An 18364-nucleotide genomic window follows, 5' to 3' on the forward strand; every position below is an offset into this window, starting at 1 on the left:
GCCGAAAACGATCCGCGCGTCAGCCGCCTTCACTATGAAGGCGTGAAGCGATCCGGTTGCTGTTTTTGTCGGCCTCTGTGGCCGTCCGATGCGGGAACCCCTTGCCGGGGCCGCCCGTGATCAGCGTTAGCACGAGCATTCCGCGCCTTCGATGGCTTCGACGGTCACGGCCTGCTTGAGCTTTTCGAGCACTTCGGGCGTAACGCCCTTGACTTCCAGCAGTTCGTCCATGCTCTTGATGTCGCCCACGTTTTCGCGGAATTCCACGATGCCCTTGGCCAGCTCGGGGCCCACGGCGGGATTGGCGGAAAGTTCCTGTTCGGTGGCGGTGTTGAGGTTCATCTTGCCGTCGGCGAAGGCGGGGGCGGCGCACAGCACCACGGCGGCGAGGACGGCGGAAGCGATGGTTTTGATGTTCATGGAGGGCTCCTTAGGAAAGGGTATTGGTGGTTTCTGGACGGATAACCCCTTTGCGCACGAGCTGTTCGTACCAGAGCGGGTTATGGTGCCGGATAAACGTTACGGGGATGAATCCCGAGAACATGGACCGTAGCGCGGGGCCTTCGCCGGGCGCGAATGCGGCCATATAAATATGGATGGGCAGGACAACGGCCATCACGCCCGCGCAGAGCAGATGGATGAACAGGGCCCACTGGGCGGCGTCCTCGGAGCCCGGCGCGACGAGATGGAGCGCCAGCGCGGCGAGGAACAGCCCGGAGAGCGCAAGCCCCACGCTGCACAGCACGGCGGCCACGGCGGCGAGCTTCTGCCCGGCGTTGTAGAAGCCTTGCGGCGGCAGGGTGGGGTCAAGCCCCATGCTGCGCATGGCCTTTTCCCCAAGGACGAGGCGCATACCCTTGCGGACGCACCAGATCATGTCGGAGGCCGGGGAGAGGCTGAATACTTCCTTGAGGAAGGGGACTACGTCGTGGCGCAACCCGAAAATGATGTAGAGGAAGTAGACGGCGAGCCACGCCGAACCGATCAGCAGGTGGAAGACGAGCAGCCCGTACGCGCCGAACACGCCGGTCCAGAGATCGGCCCACCACATGCCCACGGGCTGCATGGCCGGGTTGGAAAGCAGGGCGAACCCCGTGAACAGCAACGCGATCCAGCAGAAGGCGTTGAACCAGTGCATACAGACGGCGCTGAGGGAATGACGGCGGATCATGAGCCCTTCCTCTTTTCTTCATGGGATGCTTCGCCTGTGGGGCGGATCAGCTGGCGCAGGCCCACGCCCACGACCCCGAACAGGGACAGCGCGCCGAGCCAGCGCACCCCGGTAGCCACGGTTCCCATGAAGCCCACGGGACCGGCGCTTTCGGCCTTGGGCCAGTGTTTGTCGGCCACATCGTTCAGATAGGCGAGGGTCGGCTTGGTGGGCGCGTCCTTGGCCTCAACGAACGTGACTTTGTGCGAGCCGAGCACCTTGCTGACCGGGGACTGTGGGTCGTCCGCATCCCCAAACACGCGGGCGCGGGTGGTGCATACGCTGACGCAGGCGGGTTCCATGCCTTCGGCGCGGGAGGACGCGCAATAATCGCACTTGTCCACGACGCGGCGCGCGGGGTCGATGTGGCGGGCCTGATAGGGGCAGGCGCGCATACAGCTTCCGCAGGCGATGCAGCGGGTTTCGTCCACCATGACCACGCCGTCTTCGGCCTTGTAGGTGGCGTGCGTGGGGCAGGCGTCAACGCAGGACGGCTCGTCGCAGTGCATACAGGCTCCGGGCTGGTAGCGCCAGCCGGAGGGCGAAGCCGTGTCGGGCGTTTCCCGCACCCAGTTGCGGGAGAGGCCGTAGGGCACGGCGTTCCGCTGCTGGCAGGCAATCAGGCACGCCTTGCAGTTCAGGCATTTGGAGGCGTCTATGGCCATCACGTAACGGGGCATGTTCTTCTCCGAAATTCATTTGCGGCGTCGCCGCCGGGCCGCCGGGAAGGGTTCCGGCGCAGAGGGCGGGGAAAATCCCCGCTCCTCCTCCCCTTACGCCTTTTCCAGCGTGCATCCCACGCCGTTGAACTGGGCCGACACGCGGTCCCAGTAGTTGGGCAGGATGGCATTGATCGGCTTGCTCCGCGTCGCGGCATGGGGGCTTGTGCCCGTGAAATGCGACGGCGTGAAGATGATGCCGGGCCGGATGGAAGCGGTCAGTTCCGCCACGGCTTCTACGGAGCCGGTGGCGGTCTTGATGCGCACTGTATCGCCGTGGGCGATGCCAAGAGGCTTGGCCGTGTCCGGGTGGACCAGCACATAGCGCCCACGGGAGAATTGGGCCAGCGAGGCGGCGAAATTGGTCATGGTCTGCTGCCACTGGGTCACCACCTTGCCCTGCGTGAGGACGAGGGGGTATTCCTTGTCGGAGTCGGCCCCGTGGGGATTGCCCTTGGGCGGCGTCCAGCCGAACGCGCCCATCAGCTTGAGATCCAGCGGGATTTTGCCGTTTTCCGTGGCGTAGGTTCCGGACGTGAAGACCGTTCCGATCCGTTCCTGCGCGCCTTCCTCGGGCTGGGGCCAGATCAGGCCGTCCGGGGACTGGCGCATTCTGGAAACGCTCATGGCCTTCCAGCTCGGGACCGTATTGCGGAAGCGTTCGCTCAGTTCTTCGGGTCCGGTGAAATCGGGATAGATCTCCGGGGCCAGCTTGCGCCCGATGTCACGGTAAAACTGCCAGTCGGGGACACAGCTTCCGGGCGCGTCCACGCACTTGTCGCGCCAGACCACCTGCTTCTCGGCTCCGTAATGCGAACCCGCGCTTTCCGGGCCGAAGGCGGCGGGCACGAACAGGTCGGCCACATCCATCTCCTCGGTCTTGAAGAAGCCGCGATGGACCACGAACCCCACCTTTTTGATCGCCTCGGCGACGCCGGTGCAGTCGGGGTAGCGGCGGTAGCTGGAATTGAGGAAGAGCACGTCGAGGTTGCCCTTCTTCATGGTGTTGAGCAGGCGGCGGAAGTTGACGCCGGAATCCTTGGCCGGGCCGCACACGGCGTCGACGAATTCCTTTTCGCCTTCGGGCTTGCCGCCCTCCATCGTAAGGAGCCCCCTGCCCGAGCCGATGAGGTTGTCGCGCAGGGCCTGAAGCGCGATGATCGCCCGGATGCTCTGCAACCCGTTGGTGTAGCGGGAGAGGCAGCCGCCCATCCAGATGATGGTGCGGGGGCTCTCGGCAAGCGTCCGGTAGAAGGCGGTGACGGCGTCTTCGGACAGCCCGGTGGCTTGCGCCACCTTGTCGACGCTCCACGGCTGCGCGCCCTTTTCCATGCGCTCGAAGCCGGTGATGCTCTCGTCCACCCGCGCGCGGTCGAAGGCTCCGTTTTCAAGAACGAAGCGGATCGCGCCGAGGGCGAGCGCGCCGTCCGTACCGGGCAGGGGCATGAGCTGGTCGGCGGCCCAAGCGCTGGTGGGCGTCTTGCGGCAGTCCACGCTCACGATGCGCACCCCGGCGTCGCGGGCCTTGTCAAGCCAGCGGGTGTAGGGCGGGTAGGTTTCGCTGATGTTCGCGCCCCAGAGCACGAGGGTCTTCGCGTTGACGATCTCGTTGACCGTGGTGGTGGAGGTGTTCGCGCCGAGCAACATGCCGAGCACGTTGGACGCCGTGCTGATGCAGACTTCACCGGCGGGCATGACGTTGACCCCGCCCGCCGTACGCATGGTCATGAGCGCGGCGAGTTCGCTTTCGCGGCAATCCCACAGGGGGGAGGTGAGGGCAAGGCGCTCGGCGATCTTGTCGCCGTGCTTGGCGCGGCTCTGGCGCAGCTTGTCCACGACGATGTCCACGGCCTCGGCGTAGGAGATGGTTTTCCATTCCGAGCCCTGCTTGAGCATGGGCTGCACGAGGCGGTAGGGGCTGTTGAGCAGCTCGACGATGGACAGGCCCTTGGGGCACATGGCCCCGCCGGTCCAGCGGTTGCCGCGATCGCCGATGAGTTCGAGGATTTTGCCGTTGCGCACGCGCGCGTGGTAGGTGCAGCGGACCTGGCAGAAAGGGCAGTAGCCCTTCACCAAATCGTTTTGGGGAGCGGCCGTTCCGGCGGGAGCCTGAGCCGCATGGACCGGCAGACCCCCGAGGGCCGTGCCCCCGGCGATCGCCGCCATGCCGTATTGAAGGAAATGTCTGCGGGAGAATGTGTTGGACATGGGTGCTCCGTCCTTGGAACGCCGCGCGCCACGCGAGGCCGTTCGTATACAGATCCGTGCTGCGGGAGAAAATCACCGGATGGAGCGACTATGCGGAAAGTTTGTAAAAAAAAGTTCAACGTTTTGTAAAAGTTTTGTAAAAGTATATCATATTGTTATTACAGGATAAAATTCGTTGAATCCGATCTCGTCAAAGACGTTTCCTTACAAACGCCGCAGGAAACTACTCTCAACGGAGAGTGAGCTTTTCATGAAAAAAGGAGGAGCGTATGGATGATTCCGATGAAAAAAGAAAGTAAAACAATCTGTTTCAACGATTTTACACAAGCTGTTCCCTATTCGAATGATACAGCGGTAGGGTTATTTGTCACAAGCCTTGAGCGTAATGGAGACGGTGAATCCCTTGGGGTATTGATTGTAATAATGCAGCTCGCCCCCGCAGGCTTCCACGCAATGCTTGACGATAGACATGCCGAGCCCGGAACCGCCGGGATATTTCTTCGCTTGTTCGCCCCGGAAGAACGGTTCGGTGATGTGCTCCATTTCCTCGGCGGGGACGCCGGGGCCGCTGTCGCGGATTTCCACGCACACACGGTCCCCCTGCGGCCTTGCGGCAATGGCGATGGGGCCGTCTTCCCCGGCATAACGCACGGCGTTGCGCACCACGTTGGCGAGCGCCCGGCCGAGGCAGCTTGCGTCCGCCCAGACCTTGAGCCCCTCGTCGACGCTCAGGCGCACGTCGCGGTCCCGGGCTTCGCGGCGTGTCACATACTGGAGCAGCGGCGCGAGGGATACGGCCTCACGGGCGGGTGACTCCGGAATGGCCTCGGAACGCATGAAGCTCAGCACATCCTCGACCAGCAGGGAAAGCTGCTCCACCTCGTCGCTGATTTCCTGTACGCGCTGCTGGTTTTTCTCGTCCACACGGCTGTCCAGCACGGCGAGCCCGAGCTTGATCCGGGCCAGCGGCGAATCCAGCTCATGGGCGATGTGCCGGATGAAACGGCGCTGCCCGTGGACCTGCTGTTTGACCTTTTCCGCCATGATGCCGGTGGCCTTGGCGAGGCAGCCGATCTGGTCCCCGCGCCCTTCGCCCACGGCCTTGAGGCTGATGGGCGAATCGTCGGAGAGCGAACTGTAATCGCCCGCCGCAATCCGCTCGGTCACTTTGGTCATGAGGATGATGGGCTTGGTGAGATGGCGCACGAAGGGCCACCACCACAGGAACGACAGCCCGAGCCCGGACAGGAGCAGGGCCACGGCGAGGCGCAGTTCGAAGAAATGCCCGTTTCCGGTGATGGACGGCGAAGACGCCGCGAGCAGTACGTAGCGGACAACGCCTTCGTCGTTGGAGACAAGGATGGTGCGGGCGTACCAGTATTGGGCGGGATCGCCGTCGCGCATGAAAATGACGTATTGTTGCGGGAGGATGCCCGCTTCAAGTTCCACGGCGGGCGTGATCGTGCTGAACGCGCCCGAATCGGGTTCGGCGCACAGGGAATAGGGCGGGCGGGGAATGGTGCGGGCCGCCTCCACAACTCTTGGAGGCAGGCCGCCCGCAGCAAGCGGAGGGTCCATATCGTCGAGGATCAGGATGCCGAAATGGAGGCCGCACTCCCTGCCGCATTCCTCAAGGACCGAAGCCCATTGGCTTTCGGGTTTGTATTGCAGCTCCACGGAGGTCATGCGGAATGTGGAGGCGATACTGCCGTTGAACAGCATGGGCGAGTACAGATTGTTGTTGAACAGCAGCACCCCGCCGATAAACAGGGCTGTGATGACGCCGAGCAGGACGAGGTTGAGCATCGCCCAGGTGAAGAATTTCTGGTACAGTCCCACGCGCATGGTTTTTTCTCCTGAATGGAGGCTTGTTCGCCGGATTTTCTCGACTTCCACCGAGGGGCGCTGCCCCTTCGGAACCCCGCAAAGGGGCAGCGCCCCCTTGACCCGGCGGCTCCGCGCTGAAGCGGACGCTTGGCGGAGAGGCAAAGGACGTGGGAATGGCTCCCTGCCTTTGGGGACGCAAAGAAAAAGAATTCTCGGAACGGGTAGCGGAATGTTTTCCGCATGTTGTTTAGAATTCGGGTCAGGCCTCTTCGGGAAGCAGGGTATAGCCCATTCCGCGTATTGTCTTCAAATAGGCCGGGTTATGGGGATCGTCTCCGAGTTTGCGCCGGAGCGTGGAGATGTGCATGTCCACGGAACGGTCATACCGGCTGAATTCGCGGCCCACGGCAAGCTCAAGCAGGTTCTCGCGGGTGAAGACCCGTCCCGGATGGGCCGCCATGCCGAACAGGATGCGGAATTCCAGCGCGGTGAGATCCATCGGGACGCCGTCCATGCGCGCCTTCATGGACTTGCGGTCCATCCACAATCCGCGCACCCGGACCACGCCGTCCTCTTCGGGCTCCTTCCGCTCCGCCTGCACGGGCTGCGCCCGCCGGAGCACGGCCCGCACCCGCGCCAGCAGCTCGCGCGGGGAAAAGGCTTTGGGCACATAGTCGTCCGCGCCCATCTCAAGCCCCACAATCCGGCTGGCTTCCTCATCCTGCGCGGAGAAGATGACAATGGGCGTGGAGCCGATTTCCCGCAAGCGCCGCAGCACGTCAAGGCCGTCCATATCCGGCAGCATCATATCGAGCAGGATCACGTCGTATTCGTTCGCAACGGCTTTTTCCAGCCCGGACGAAGCGTCCTCGGCAACGTCGAGGGAGAACCCAAATCCTTCAAGGTAGTCCCGCAGCAGCCCGCACAGCTTGGCGTCGTCATCGACGAGGAGCGCGGAAATCTGCGAATATTTGATGGTGGACATGCATCCTCCTTTGGATGGGGCAGCCGTTGGGCGGGGACGTATTGGGGGATACCCTCGCAAGGCATCTTTCAAATGCGGCGAGCGGATATCCGTGCTCGGTGTCACACGGGTTCTTTCTTTTTTATTTATACAAATAACACAGTATATTAATGTATAAAGTCTATATTGTGAACATTGGCGTTAGATGTATTATTCCGTCAAACCGGAGCGTTTGACAAGGCGTTTCGCGGCCTTTTGTCGACAGATGACGGCATGTCGTGGTTTTTCTTCACAAACTGCCAAGGAGTGCAGAGGAACCCGCCATGCCCCAAGGTGAAGCCCCGCGTATGGTGTGGAATGCCGATTCCGGTCAGGGTTGGGTTCTGCCTGATGAGGAGGGCAGGCCGCCGGGAAAAGGCACGACGGCTCATCGTCTTGCCGTTGTTCCATGTATTGGAAGGCGAAAGCGCCCCTTCCCGATACAATGCCGGAAAGGGGCGCTGGGGAGGTTTGTTCAACCGTCCGACAGGATTTTTTAGCCGTTATCCTTATCTAGCGGAAAAACCCGAGATACCCCGCCAAGGCTATTCCCGCGAGGGCAACGAGCATCCATTTGAGCTTGCTGATCCGTAGCGCTTTGATGAGCGCGGCCTGTTCTTCGAGGGCTTCCCTTTCCGTTTGCCGCATATTGTAGGTACGGATCAGCTGTTCCCGGACGTAGGCTCCGGCGCTGGTGGGCGTTGTCGTGCAGAAATCCGCTATGATGTCCGCATACGTCAGGTTGCCGTAGTGCCCGAGGCCGGTGATCCTGTGCGCCGCTTTGCGCGCAAGGGCCTTGACGACGTCGTCATGCTGGAACGTGGTGAACTCGGCATCGTCTCCGCCTCCGCGTATCAGCACGACGACATTGCCGCTTGCCTGATCTATCGCCCGGGCTATGGCGGACGGATCCGTCATGGCGGTCGGCAGGGATTCCACGTTGACGCTTTTCAGATCAAGTTCGTTCTTGAAGTCGGCGAAGACGTTGGCGGCATGGGATTTGGAATGGATCACGGAGATGGCGGTTGCCCGTTTCGGAAAGGGTATCCTTTTAAAGCCGAGTTCCTTGAGATGGCTGATCGTCCCTTCAATATTCTTTACGGGCTCTGGGCCGCGCCCTCCCGCGGAAGCCTCAATGACCGAGGCCGCATGGACATGGAGTTTGAAGAGGACGACGGATTTCTTCAAGTATACCACCGGAATGCCGAGAACATCAACGCGATCCCCCGGCCGTATGCCGCCGCTTTGAATGACCTCAAGCGGCAGGTCCACACAGATGCTTTTTCCCCCGTCAGCGAGTTCAATGCCGTAATGGACGCCATTCCAAAACGTCCTTTTGGCGGTCCAATCTCCGATGATCCCCTGTGTCCTGAAGACACAGCTGGAATCATCTACGGCATTTTTAAGGGCCGCCCCCGCCATGTCCTCGAAAACGGAACTCAGACGGGCAACGGACAATGACGGCATAGCGGGCATTGGCATAGCGGATTCTCCAGAAGGCGTTGCGAAAAGTTCAGCACGGTTTCCCGGTCGAGTCAATCGGCATGGATGGGAAAAACTCCACCTTCCGCGGCGTATGCTGTAGGCGTGGGAGTTGCCGCCAAAGACGAAGCTCATCCGAGGATGCGCCCTTGACGGCGTACATGTCCATGTCCGAGTGAGGAAGAAAGAGTCCTGTCCGCGGCGAATTGCCGCGTCAATTTCTTCCCGAAGCGGACGGGGAGGGCTATTGGGAGGGATGGGGAGGAACGCTGCGGGACAGGATTCGCCACGCAGAAAAGCCTTTGGAAAGGGGCGCGCGAACCGCTCCGCAAGCCAGGGGAAGGGGCTTTCCTCAGAAAAATTCCCCTTCCCCAATGCCTCCGTGCCGTTTCAAAAGGAATGGGCTCTAGAGATCCGCGGCTTCGGGTTCTTCCTGAGCGGCATAGGCGAACAGGGCGTTGCTGGTTTCGTTCGTCGCTTCATCCGGGTTGGTGCACAGGCAAACCGCTACCATGACCAGCGCGTTCAGAGTCATGGCGACAAATCCCTGATTCAGGCCCCAGAAGGTCACGTGCGTTTCCGTGAGGACGACGACGGCGACCACGCCCGTCAGCAGGCCGGCGAATACGCCCGTCCGGGTGGCCCCGCGCCAGAAGAACGTTGCCAGCGCCATCGGGAAACATTGGGTCGCCCAGAAGTACGCGATGTTGATGACTCCGAGCATCAGGTTGGGCAGCATCACCGCCAATACCACGCTGATCAGGAGAGACGCCCCTGTAGCCATATTCGTTACGAGGACGGCCTGCTTCTGAGACACGGAAGATCGGAACACGCCCCAGATGTTGCGGCTGAAAATCCCGCCCAGATTGAGGGCGCTCACCGCAATGACGAGGATGCAGGTCAGCGCGCCGCCCGCCGCCACCATGCCTACCGTCCATTCGGGCAGGTTGGCTGCGGTCAGCGCCATGAACGACGAGTCCGGATCATTCAGGTTCGGCACCGTCACCAGCACGAAGTACGCCGCCACAATCAGGAACGGGTACATGAACATGTACAACGGCATGATGATCTGGTTGCGCCGGATGGTGTCCTCCGATTTTGCAGTGAATATGAACTGGTACTGGAGCGGCGTCACGCAAAAGCCGAGCGCCTGAAAGATGATGGTCGAGAAGACGAATGTGGCGTTTTTGGTGATGGGCTCCGCGTCGATAACGACTTTATCCGGGAAATGGGCGATGGCCATATCGAAGATGCCCGAGATCCCGCCCGGCATGTTGTGGATGGCGACGAGCCCGCCGGAAACGATGGCCGCCATCATGAGGATATCCTTCATGATGCTGATCCATGCCGGGGCGCGGATGCCCGCCACTGCGATATAGAGGTAGGCGATCGCCGCGGAGATCCCGATGCCCACGGTGTAGCTGATGTCCCAGCCGATGTAGCGCAGGATGGTGGCCAGCCCCGCGAACTGCATCTGCATCCACGGCAGCAGGAACACGATGCAGATCACGGCGACGAGTACTTCCAGCGCCTTGCTCCCGTAGCGCCAATGGAAGCAGTCCGGCATGGTCATGGCGCCCGAAATCTTGCCCATGCGCCAGATCGCCGGGTTCATGAAATAGCCTACCACGAAGCCGAGCAGGATATAGCCGAGGAACCACAGCGAATAGCTGACGCCCTTGGAGTAGATGGCGCCCGGTACGCCGATCATGGTGCCGATGCCGTAGGTTTCGCCTACGGTGACGAAAAAGACCATGAATGCGCCGAAAGAGCGCCCCGCGACCATGACGTCATCCATCGAATCGGCAATGACGCCGCGTTTCGCCATAAAAGCCAGTACCACTGAAAAAGCCATAAGGGCTATGAAAACGAGAGCGGTCATGATGCATTCTCCTTCGGTGCGCGAGAAGAGGAAGCCCGTTTCTTGTTCCTGTCGGACTGGGGATCAAGGAGCCAGCCGATGCACATGCTGGCCGATACAAGGAAAAAACAGGCAAAAATCCAGGCGTAGATGAAAGGAAATCCCAAAATGCGCGGTTCCACACGGTTATAGAAGCCGAAACAGCCGATAACGAGCGCAAGGGGGATGAACAGGGAGAAGATATAGGTGGGGATTCTTGATTGCATGTGTCGCCTCACGGGGTTGAGAGTGGTACGCCCTGTTCAGGCGTGTAGACGGGCTCTCCGCTGCTCCCTTTCGGGTGCCGTTCAACGGGTGCAAGGGAAGGGCAGCCTTATCCGCGAAGGCGCCCCTCCCGGCCCATACGCTGGACGCGACAGGAGGAATGCTTGGCATGGCTCTTTGCAACTTGCCCGCACGCTATCCCTGGGAAAGGGAAGGCACGGGAGGCCCGCACGCGGGGTGCACAGACGACGAAGGGAAGGGGATCAAAGGGAAGGTGGGGGAAGGGGGAAGGGCAGGAGGCCGCGCCATGAAGGGCGGGGGCACTCGGGGATGAGAGAACACAGGCGGCCCTGCGTCAGAGGAGGGACAGGGGGAGAGGTGGACGCCGCCAGATGTGTGCCCGGGTCCGGCGGCGGAGCTTTTGACTTGAAGGATGGAACATCCTCGTCGGAACCCGGAGGGCATACCCCCTGTATGAGGAGAGGCTGGATGTATTCCGGCGCATCGAAACGGGCCGACCCGTTTGTTGGGTGCACGGGAAAAACGCGCGCAAATCCCCCCGCCGCCAGCAAGAGGGCGAGCAAAACAATGGAATGGAGGGGGATGCCGTAACGCTTGTTCATGATTTTTCCGTGCAACCCGTTTTGGTATATAAAGAGAATAGAAAGATGGGCTATAGGGGTCAAGAAGAAAATGGATGCATTGTCCAAACGGTACCCAGGCCGTGGCACTATAACAAGGAAAGATCGACCATTTGTGGCACAGCTTTCTTGAGCGAACGGGCTCCGGGTAAACACGGATCCTCAGAAGAACCATCTGCAACTCCGTAAAAAAGATGTGGGAAAGGCCGTTCAAGGCTTACGCGCCACCTTTTTTGCTATGAAAATATTTTGGAACAGGAGAAAAACGGATTTGTTCAGCGCCTGATGAGGAAAAAGATGCCGTTTTTGAGAGGATATGCCGTTCCTTTCAAATTCGGGGAGAGCCTTTCTTTGTTGCAGAGATACAGTATTGCCGTTGCATAGTGATTCCGGGATGCATCCGTTCATGGAAGCGATATGGCGTTTTGATACTATCACGTTATATTGGCAGCTCGAACAAATGGCCAAACGCGACTGCGTCGAGATACGTGAGCGATGCAAACGCCAACTCTCCCAAGAAGGCCGGGATGCGCAAAAAGAGGGGCGCAGAGGGTTCCAGCAGTCTTTCCTGCACGGTAAAAAAATGTGGTAAAACAAAACAAACCGTGTATACTGTGACCGTATTTTACAATAACAGAAAGATGATAGGTTCAAGAACGAATGCGCGCCCCCAAAAGGGGTAAGCGTTGCTCCGCCGCTTTCCCCGGTTTTGAGGGCGGCTCATTGTCCATCAGGAGAGTTCCATGAAGAAGTGGCTTTTGGCGACGCGGCCTTGGTCGTTCACCGCGTCCGTGATTCCTCTGACGCTCGGGGCGGCGCTGGCGTGGGCCTCGGATGCCGCTCATGCCGGGCTGTTCCTGCTCACGCTTTTGGGCGGCGTCGCGGTTCAGACGGGCACGAATATGCTGAACACCTATGGCGACTACCGGAGCGGCGTGGATACCGAAGCTTCCGCCCACGGCGAATCGCCCATCCTCCTCGGCCTTATCAGCCCCGAAGCCATGCGGCGGGGCGGCCTCATCGCCTTGTGCGTGGCCTTTGCCGTGGGCATCGTGCTCGGGTTCGCCTGCGGCTGGCCGATCCTCGCCTTCGGCCTCGTGGGGATTGCGGGCGGCTACGGCTACACCAGCGGCTTCTGGCCCTACAAATACCATGCCTGCGGCCCGATTATGGTATTCCTGCTCATGGGGCCGCTCATGGCGCTTCCCGCCTACTACATTCAGGGAGGTTCCCTTGACTGGCGGCCCTTTCTCGCCTCCCTGCCTATTGCGTGCCTCGTCACCAGCATCATGCACGCCAACGACATCCGCGACATCGCGCACGACCGCGAGGCCGGGATCACGACTCTCGCCATGTTGCTGGGCCGCAGGAAAGCCCTGTACCTGTACGCGGCCCTGTGCGTAGGCGCGTACGGCGTCCTGCTGCTTCTCGCCGCATTCGGCGTTTTGCCGCTGTCCGGATTGTTGCCTTTCGTGCTCGCGCCGGGATTGTGGCGTACGCTGCGGACGCTCGGGACCCGGCCTCTGCCCGAATCCGAACTCGTATCGCTGGACGGCGTATCCGCGAGGCACCATTTCCTGTTCGGGCTGCTGCTCATTGCCGGAATACTGCTGCCGCGGGGCCTTGAACTGGCGCAGGGCCTGATCAGGGGGATATTCGCATGACGCCGCGCATTCCCACAGCGGGACAGGTGTGCGGCACGCTGGCACTGGCCGCGTTCTTCTGGTGGGTGAATTTCGGCCTGCACTGGGTCAATTTCTGGATCGGCATGGGTACGGCGGCCTCGGTGCTGGCCCTGCTCTCGTTTTGGTTCGCGGGCGTTCCGATGAAACGGACGGAGTGGACCGGGCGGGCCGTGCTTATCGGCCTCGTTTCGGCGGCGCTCCTCTATGCGATCTTCGCGCTCGGCAATACGCTTTCCGGCTGGCTGTTCCGCTTTGCGCCGCATCAGGTATCGGCCATCTACGATATCCGCCATGAAGGTTCGCCGCTCGCTATGGCGCTGGTACTGCTTTTCATCACCAGCCCCGCCGAGGAGGTTTTCTGGCGCGGCTTCGTCCAGCGCTGGTTCATGCACCGTTTCGGCGGAAAGGCCGGATGGCTCCTTGCGGTGTGCGTTTACGCGGGGGTCCACGTTTTTTCAGGGAACCTCATGCTGGTCATGGCCGCCCTGACGGCGGGGCTGTTCTGGGGCTGGCTCTACTGGAAAACCGACAGCCTCGTCCCCTGCATCCTTTCCCATGCTTTCTGGACGGTCACCGTGTTCATCCTCTGGCCCCTGACGCCGGGCGTCTGAGGGGGCCGGAAAAGGGTGTTGCCCATAAAAAAGGCGGGGTTGCTCCCCGCCTTTTGGTGCCGTTTGTTTACAGCGCCTTGAGCAGCATCCTGATGCCGACGACGATGAGCAGGAGGGCGAAGCATTTCTTAAGTTTGGGGACCGGAAGGGTCTGGGCGAGGCGCGCACCCAGCGGAGCGGTGAACATGCTGACGATGACGATGCCGAACAGGCTCGGAAGGTAAATGTAGCCGAAGGAATAGGGCGGCAGGTTCGCGGCGTTCCAGCCGTTCACGATGTAGCCGAAGCATCCGGCAAGGGCGATGGGAAAGCCGATGGCCGCCGAGGTGCCGATGGCTTTGCGCATGTCCAGATTGTTCCAGAGCAGGAAGGGCACGGAGAGCGTGCCGCCGCCGATGCCCACGAGGCTCGAAACCACGCCGATGATCCCGCCCGCGACGCTCATGCCTCCGAGACCGGGCAGGTGGCGGGACGGTTTGGGCTTTTTGCCGCTGAGCATCTGGGTGATCACGAAGAAGAGGAAGGCTACGAAAAAGAGCTGAAGGAACCGCGCCGGAACGTGGGAAGCCATGAACGACCCGCAGAACGTGCCGATCAGGATGCCGGGGGTGATGTTCCGTACGGCATCCCACTGGACGCCCTTGTTGCGGCTGTGGGCCAGCGAGCTGGAAATCGATGTGAACATGATGCTGCCCATCGACGTCCCGAGGGCCATGAGCATGAGTACGTCCGGCGGGAAGTTTTGCCAGCCGAACGCAAAGACGAGCATGGGCACGATGACGATGCCCCCGCCCACGCCGAGAAGCCCGGCCAGAACGCCCGCAATAGCCCCGAGCAAACAGTAAACAACCAGTGAAATCAGCATGTCAGTCCCTCACGGTGGCGAAAAGGTGTTTGTGGATAACCGTATCGATATGCTCTTCGAGGGCCTTGCGGCTGTCTTCCGGGGACCGCCGCTCAAGCGCGTCGATGATGCGCAGGTGGGAGGAAACCGAGAACTGGCGCCACGGCGTGTCCCGCAGCTCCGGGGTGCGCCCCTTGGCGTAGATGCGGTTCAGCCGGGCGACGGTGTCTATGAGCAGTTTGTTGCCCGTGCATTCGGCGAGGGCGAGGTGGAATCTGGCGTCGAGATCGCCGTCGTTCTCGCCGACGAGCAGGCGGCGCTGTTGATCGCAGGCGATGATCTTGAGGCGGTCAAGCTGTTCGGATGTATGGCGCACGGCAGCGATTTCCGCAATGCCCGGCTCCACGATGCGGCGGTATTCCGTCACCTCGTCGAACATCAGGCCCTCGGAATCCACGGCTTCAAGGATGGCCTCCTTGAGCGGCTCTATGTCGGGCACGCGGACATACGTCCCGTCCCCTTGCCTGCTTTCGAGGAGCCCTTTTTCGGCAAGGGCACGGATGGCTTCGCGGACGCTGCTGCGGGAAACGCCGAAGGACTCGGCAAGGGCCCGTTCCGGGGGCAGTTTGTCCCCGTCGCGGAAATGGCCTTCCTCCATGAATTGCCGGAGGCGTTCCGTGAGCTTCTGATAGCTCCGGCGCGGACGCCCGGCGGAAGAGTCTGTTTTGGGCATGATGTATTCCTCACTGAATTGGTAAGGCCAATATGACCATTGAAAGATTCTGTCAACCGTAAATAGACCACTCAGACCATTTTTGTTTCTTTTGTCCTCAAAAAATTGGAATAGGGAAAAGAGTATAAAATACACTGTGATATGCAGATAAAACAGGAAGAGCGCAGATGCGCGCGCGATGGAAAAGGTCTCTTCGCATAAGATCGTCCTGAATCGGCGTATGGCGTCACATCAAGCCATTTATGCCGTTGTTTCAACTTATTGAGAGGTATCCTCTCGGAATCGAGTGTGCAAGCAAAAAATGTGTTGCACTTTATGATGGACTGATATTCTTTTTTCACAACGGGTCATTAAGTTCATATTGGGTGAAAACGGATGGATCATGGCACTGTGCGCGGTATATGCTGAAAGGCACTGTATGGAGCCCATGTTGGATGCGAAAAAATGTCTCGGATGCCACTGTATGCCCGTACATTTCCCTACAGTGCGGAATTGGTCGGTTTTGTGCAAGCGGTAAATGGTCGGCATTGGGTCGATATTGGTACGGAACGGAAACGATTCCTTGCTTGCGGTTGCAGAAGGGGCCGAATGGGGACTGGAGCGGATCCCTTTTGAATGATAGACCATTCCAAGAATCGTCCAGCCGAATAATAGATTTTTATTTATAATTTATGATATGTTACACAGTCAAAGAATTGCGTTCGGGTCAGAGGATTCTCATTTCGAAAGGCTCTAAGCCGTTTCATGTGAAATATGCTTGAGAACCGGAATTCCACTTCAAAGGGCAGTAAAAAGGCCGTCTGAAACGGCCTTTTGGAGTTGGTCAGGTTATCGGGGCGGCCATGCTGGGACACATCATTAAGGCAGCCGGACTTTTTGCGTCCAGCGCGTCACGGCGCGGCAGACGTCATCGCCCGAGTCGGTGCGGCGAATCACATGCAGCAGGCCGTGCGGCGCTTGCGGGAACCCTTCAGGCGCGGTGGCGTCGGCTTCGTCGGGCAGGGGGACGCATTGTGAGGTGAGCGCATCGCCGGGGAAGCATTCGGCGCGGAATGTCACGTCGAGCAGGGACGGGATGAGGCTTTCACCGGGGGACCACGGCAGACACTCAAGCAACCACCCAAGGTACTTTGAGTTGTTGACATGTCCGTTGATGTCGAGGTCGTCGCGCCGTACCAGCACGTCGGCGCTGCCTATCCCCTCGCGCAACCGTGGGATGGTACGGGACGGGAAGGGGATGCAAGGAATCGTGTTCACAGGATAGACGGCGGCAAGCTCTTCGGGCAGGGCCGTCAGGCGGCGGGTGGAGAGATCCAGTACCGTCCACGCGCTCACGGCGGCGACGATCAGCTCGTCGGAAGCGTTGTACACTTCATACCCTCTGTGCCCCAGATGTTCGAGCTTCGCGGGCCACGTGCGGATGTTCACCTTGTCGCCGGGCGAGGGCAACTCCTTGATACGAAAGGCCATGCGGGTGAGTATCCACGCCTTCCCTTCCGCGAAAAGCCGCTCGTCGCCGAAACCGAGGGCCGAGGCGTTGTGTCCGGCCGCCTCCTGAAACCAGTTCGCCAACGCGCCGAGACGTATCTTGCCGTCGGTCCCCGCTTCGCCGTAACGGGCTTGAATGCCTAGAGTATATTCGGGATAATCCAACATATGCTTCTCCGGGGGAAAATGAGTACTTCCTGCCTGTAGCACGCCCGTAGCGCTTTCGTCCAGGACGCGGCCTCCGTTTGCCTAACCGTTGCGGCCCGGTCACACGGGGTGCCGGGTGCTGTGAGGCGGGGTTCACGGTGCCGCTTGCCGCATGCGCGTACAATACCCGTTTCAGCCGGAGCGGCGCTTCCTGTATTCCCCATGTTATATAGACAGGCGTTTCCGGGTGACGTATATTGGCACAAACCTTTGTAAGGAGAGATTTGCCATGTCTGATCGTGAAACCCGCAAGGCCAACGTCGTTGAAGCGCTGAACAAGGCGCGGAGCATGGAACTACATGCGATTCATCAATACATGAACCAGCATTACAACCTGGACGACATGGACTATGGCGAACTGGCCGCGAATATGAAACTCATCGCCATCGATGAAATGCGCCACTGCGAAATGTTCGCCGAGCGCATCAAAGAACTCGGCGGTGAGCCTACTTCCGAAGTTGCCGGGAAGGTGGTCAAGGGGCAGGAAGTCAAAGCGATTTACAGTAGCGACAGCGACAGTGAAGACGACACCATCTTCGTGTACAACGAGCTTCGCAAAGTCTGTGTGGACAACGGCGATATCCTGACCGCCAAACTGTTTGAAACGATCATCGGCGAAGAGCAGATTCACTTGAATTATTTCGATAACATCAGCGATCACATCGAAACCCTCGGCGATACCTTCCTCTCCAAGATCGCCGGTACGCCGTCTTCGACCGGCGGGACCACCAAGGGCTTTGCCATCGCTCCCGCAGCCGCAAACTAGAGCGGATACACTTGAAAAGTTAGAGACACCGGGAAAGGGGGCTTTCTTCAGCAAACTCCCTTTCCCCAAAACTGTCAGCGCGGCTCGCGTCCCTCCCTTTCCAAAGACTTTCGACGTTATCGAATCTGTGCTCGCAGGCTTTTCCGGCACAGATTGCCTTCCATGCCGGCCTGGGAACGAATGCCGTCCGTTGGAGTGGCTTCTTGTGCATTCCGCGCGTAAAAACGGTTCCGCATCCGGCATACGCCGCGTGTGGAACCGCTTTTTGTCTTGATACCGTCCGTGCTTTTTCGGCAAGAGGGGCTATCTTCCTTCGGTGAAGTGATACTATCTAATTATTTTAACATGTAACGAATATCCTGCACCAAACAGCTTGGTGCAGACGGCAAAAAGCGTCTTCCCAACGCCTCAAAAAAGTGAGCATCGGTATGCTGTGTGAATGCGAAACTCCCCCTCTCGGTTCGCGCCGTGATATGCCTCCATCAGAGCACACCACCGGTAGGGAAATTTTTTTGTTTAGACGGTGTGCTTCACTCGATCCATGACCTCGGCCCGCTTCGCGTCATTGAAACGCTCCACCGTGCCGACAAGGTACCCGGTGATGCGCCGGATACGCTCGAACTTCACACCCTGGCCTGCCTTCCCGCCTTCAACGCGGAATCCATTCCACGTCCTGCCTGATTCGCATTCCCCAATCCTGCTCATTCCTGCCTCCTCAATTCCGGCGGCGACTGCCTCCCCTCCCTCTCGCTCTCATAACTGCTCTTGCAGTGTTCCCTCTGCCAGAAGAACAGCCCGTCCACGAGCTTGCGGGG

At 59.9% G+C, this 18364-nt stretch carries 16 protein-coding genes; 3 read left to right on the plus strand and 13 right to left on the minus strand.

The window, feature by feature from the left end; translation table 11 throughout:
* Positions 1-126: 126 nt before the first annotated feature.
* From T370_RS0111255 to T370_RS0111295, 9 genes are all read right to left on the minus strand, one after another.
* Positions 127-420 (minus strand): ComEA family DNA-binding protein, encoded by a 294-nt coding sequence (locus tag T370_RS0111255; protein WP_005024688.1) that lies wholly within the window; start codon positions 418-420, stop codon positions 127-129.
* Between the two features lie 10 nt (positions 421-430).
* The gene (locus T370_RS0111260; protein ID WP_029435777.1) at positions 431-1171 is read right to left on the minus strand and encodes a cytochrome b/b6 domain-containing protein; all 741 of its coding nucleotides are present in this window, start codon (positions 1169-1171) and stop codon (positions 431-433) included.
* Positions 1168-1890 (minus strand): 4Fe-4S dicluster domain-containing protein, encoded by a 723-nt coding sequence (locus tag T370_RS0111265; RefSeq protein ID WP_029435778.1) that lies wholly within the window; start codon positions 1888-1890, stop codon positions 1168-1170. The genes T370_RS0111260 and T370_RS0111265 overlap by 4 nt, the downstream gene beginning before the upstream one ends.
* 93 nt (positions 1891-1983) lie before the next feature.
* On the minus strand, positions 1984-4137 hold the full coding sequence (locus tag T370_RS0111270) for a molybdopterin-containing oxidoreductase family protein (protein WP_029435779.1): 2154 nt from the start codon (positions 4135-4137) through the stop codon (positions 1984-1986).
* A gap of 360 nt (positions 4138-4497) precedes the next feature.
* Positions 4498-5982 carry a HAMP domain-containing sensor histidine kinase gene (locus T370_RS0111275; protein WP_005024684.1) on the minus strand — a complete coding sequence of 495 codons (1485 nt, stop codon included), beginning with the start codon at positions 5980-5982 and terminating at the stop codon, positions 4498-4500.
* A 241-nt stretch (positions 5983-6223) separates the two neighbouring features.
* Entirely contained in the window at positions 6224-6949 is a 726-nt protein-coding gene (locus T370_RS0111280; protein ID WP_029435780.1) for a response regulator transcription factor, read from the minus strand.
* A gap of 531 nt (positions 6950-7480) precedes the next feature.
* Positions 7481-8449 (minus strand): exodeoxyribonuclease VII large subunit, encoded by a 969-nt coding sequence (locus T370_RS0111285; RefSeq protein WP_029435781.1) that lies wholly within the window; start codon positions 8447-8449, stop codon positions 7481-7483.
* A 406-nt stretch (positions 8450-8855) separates the two neighbouring features.
* A complete protein-coding gene (locus T370_RS0111290) occupies positions 8856-10331 on the minus strand; it encodes a sodium:solute symporter family protein (protein ID WP_029435782.1) in 1476 nt (491 codons plus the stop codon).
* Positions 10328-10576, minus strand: coding sequence for a DUF3311 domain-containing protein (locus T370_RS0111295; RefSeq protein ID WP_005024680.1), 249 nt, complete (start codon positions 10574-10576; stop codon positions 10328-10330). Before T370_RS0111295 ends, T370_RS0111290 begins: the two co-directional genes overlap by 4 nt.
* 1382 nt (positions 10577-11958) lie before the next feature.
* Between T370_RS0111295 and menA the strand changes: the two genes are divergently transcribed.
* Together menA and T370_RS0111315 are read left to right on the plus strand one after the other, a co-directional pair.
* Positions 11959-12879 carry a 1,4-dihydroxy-2-naphthoate octaprenyltransferase gene (menA, locus tag T370_RS0111310; RefSeq protein ID WP_005024679.1) on the plus strand — a complete coding sequence of 307 codons (921 nt, stop codon included), beginning with the start codon at positions 11959-11961 and terminating at the stop codon, positions 12877-12879.
* Positions 12876-13511: a CPBP family intramembrane glutamic endopeptidase gene (locus tag T370_RS0111315; RefSeq protein WP_029435785.1), complete on the plus strand. Its 636-nt coding sequence runs from the start codon at positions 12876-12878 to the stop codon at positions 13509-13511. The genes menA and T370_RS0111315 overlap by 4 nt, the downstream gene beginning before the upstream one ends.
* 67 nt (positions 13512-13578) lie before the next feature.
* Here the strand turns inward: T370_RS0111315 and T370_RS0111320 are convergent, their stop codons facing one another.
* The 3 genes from T370_RS0111320 to T370_RS0111330 all read right to left on the minus strand — a co-directional run bounded on the left by T370_RS0111320 (position 13579) and on the right by T370_RS0111330 (position 16744).
* Complete coding sequence (locus tag T370_RS0111320) at positions 13579-14376, minus strand: sulfite exporter TauE/SafE family protein (RefSeq protein WP_029435786.1); 798 nt, start codon at positions 14374-14376, stop codon at positions 13579-13581.
* 1 nt (position 14377) lies between these two features.
* On the minus strand, positions 14378-15088 hold the full coding sequence (locus T370_RS0111325; protein WP_005024675.1) for a FadR/GntR family transcriptional regulator: 711 nt from the start codon (positions 15086-15088) through the stop codon (positions 14378-14380).
* Between the two features lie 858 nt (positions 15089-15946).
* A complete protein-coding gene (locus tag T370_RS0111330; RefSeq protein ID WP_029435787.1) occupies positions 15947-16744 on the minus strand; it encodes an acyl-[acyl-carrier-protein] thioesterase in 798 nt (265 codons plus the stop codon).
* Positions 16745-17012: 268 nt separating this feature from the next.
* Between T370_RS0111330 and T370_RS0111335 the strand changes: the two genes are divergently transcribed.
* On the plus strand, positions 17013-17549 hold the full coding sequence (locus tag T370_RS0111335; protein WP_005024673.1) for a ferritin-like domain-containing protein: 537 nt from the start codon (positions 17013-17015) through the stop codon (positions 17547-17549).
* A 516-nt stretch (positions 17550-18065) separates the two neighbouring features.
* On the opposite strand, the gene nrdD is transcribed toward T370_RS0111335, so the two are convergent.
* On the minus strand, positions 18066-18254 hold the full coding sequence (gene nrdD / locus T370_RS22875) for an anaerobic ribonucleoside-triphosphate reductase (RefSeq protein ID WP_034506307.1): 189 nt from the start codon (positions 18252-18254) through the stop codon (positions 18066-18068).
* Positions 18255-18364 lie beyond the last annotated feature (110 nt).

The sequence above is a fragment of the Bilophila wadsworthia ATCC 49260 genome (assembly GCF_000701705.1).
Taxonomy (GTDB): Bacteria; Desulfobacterota; Desulfovibrionia; order Desulfovibrionales; family Desulfovibrionaceae; genus Bilophila; species Bilophila wadsworthia.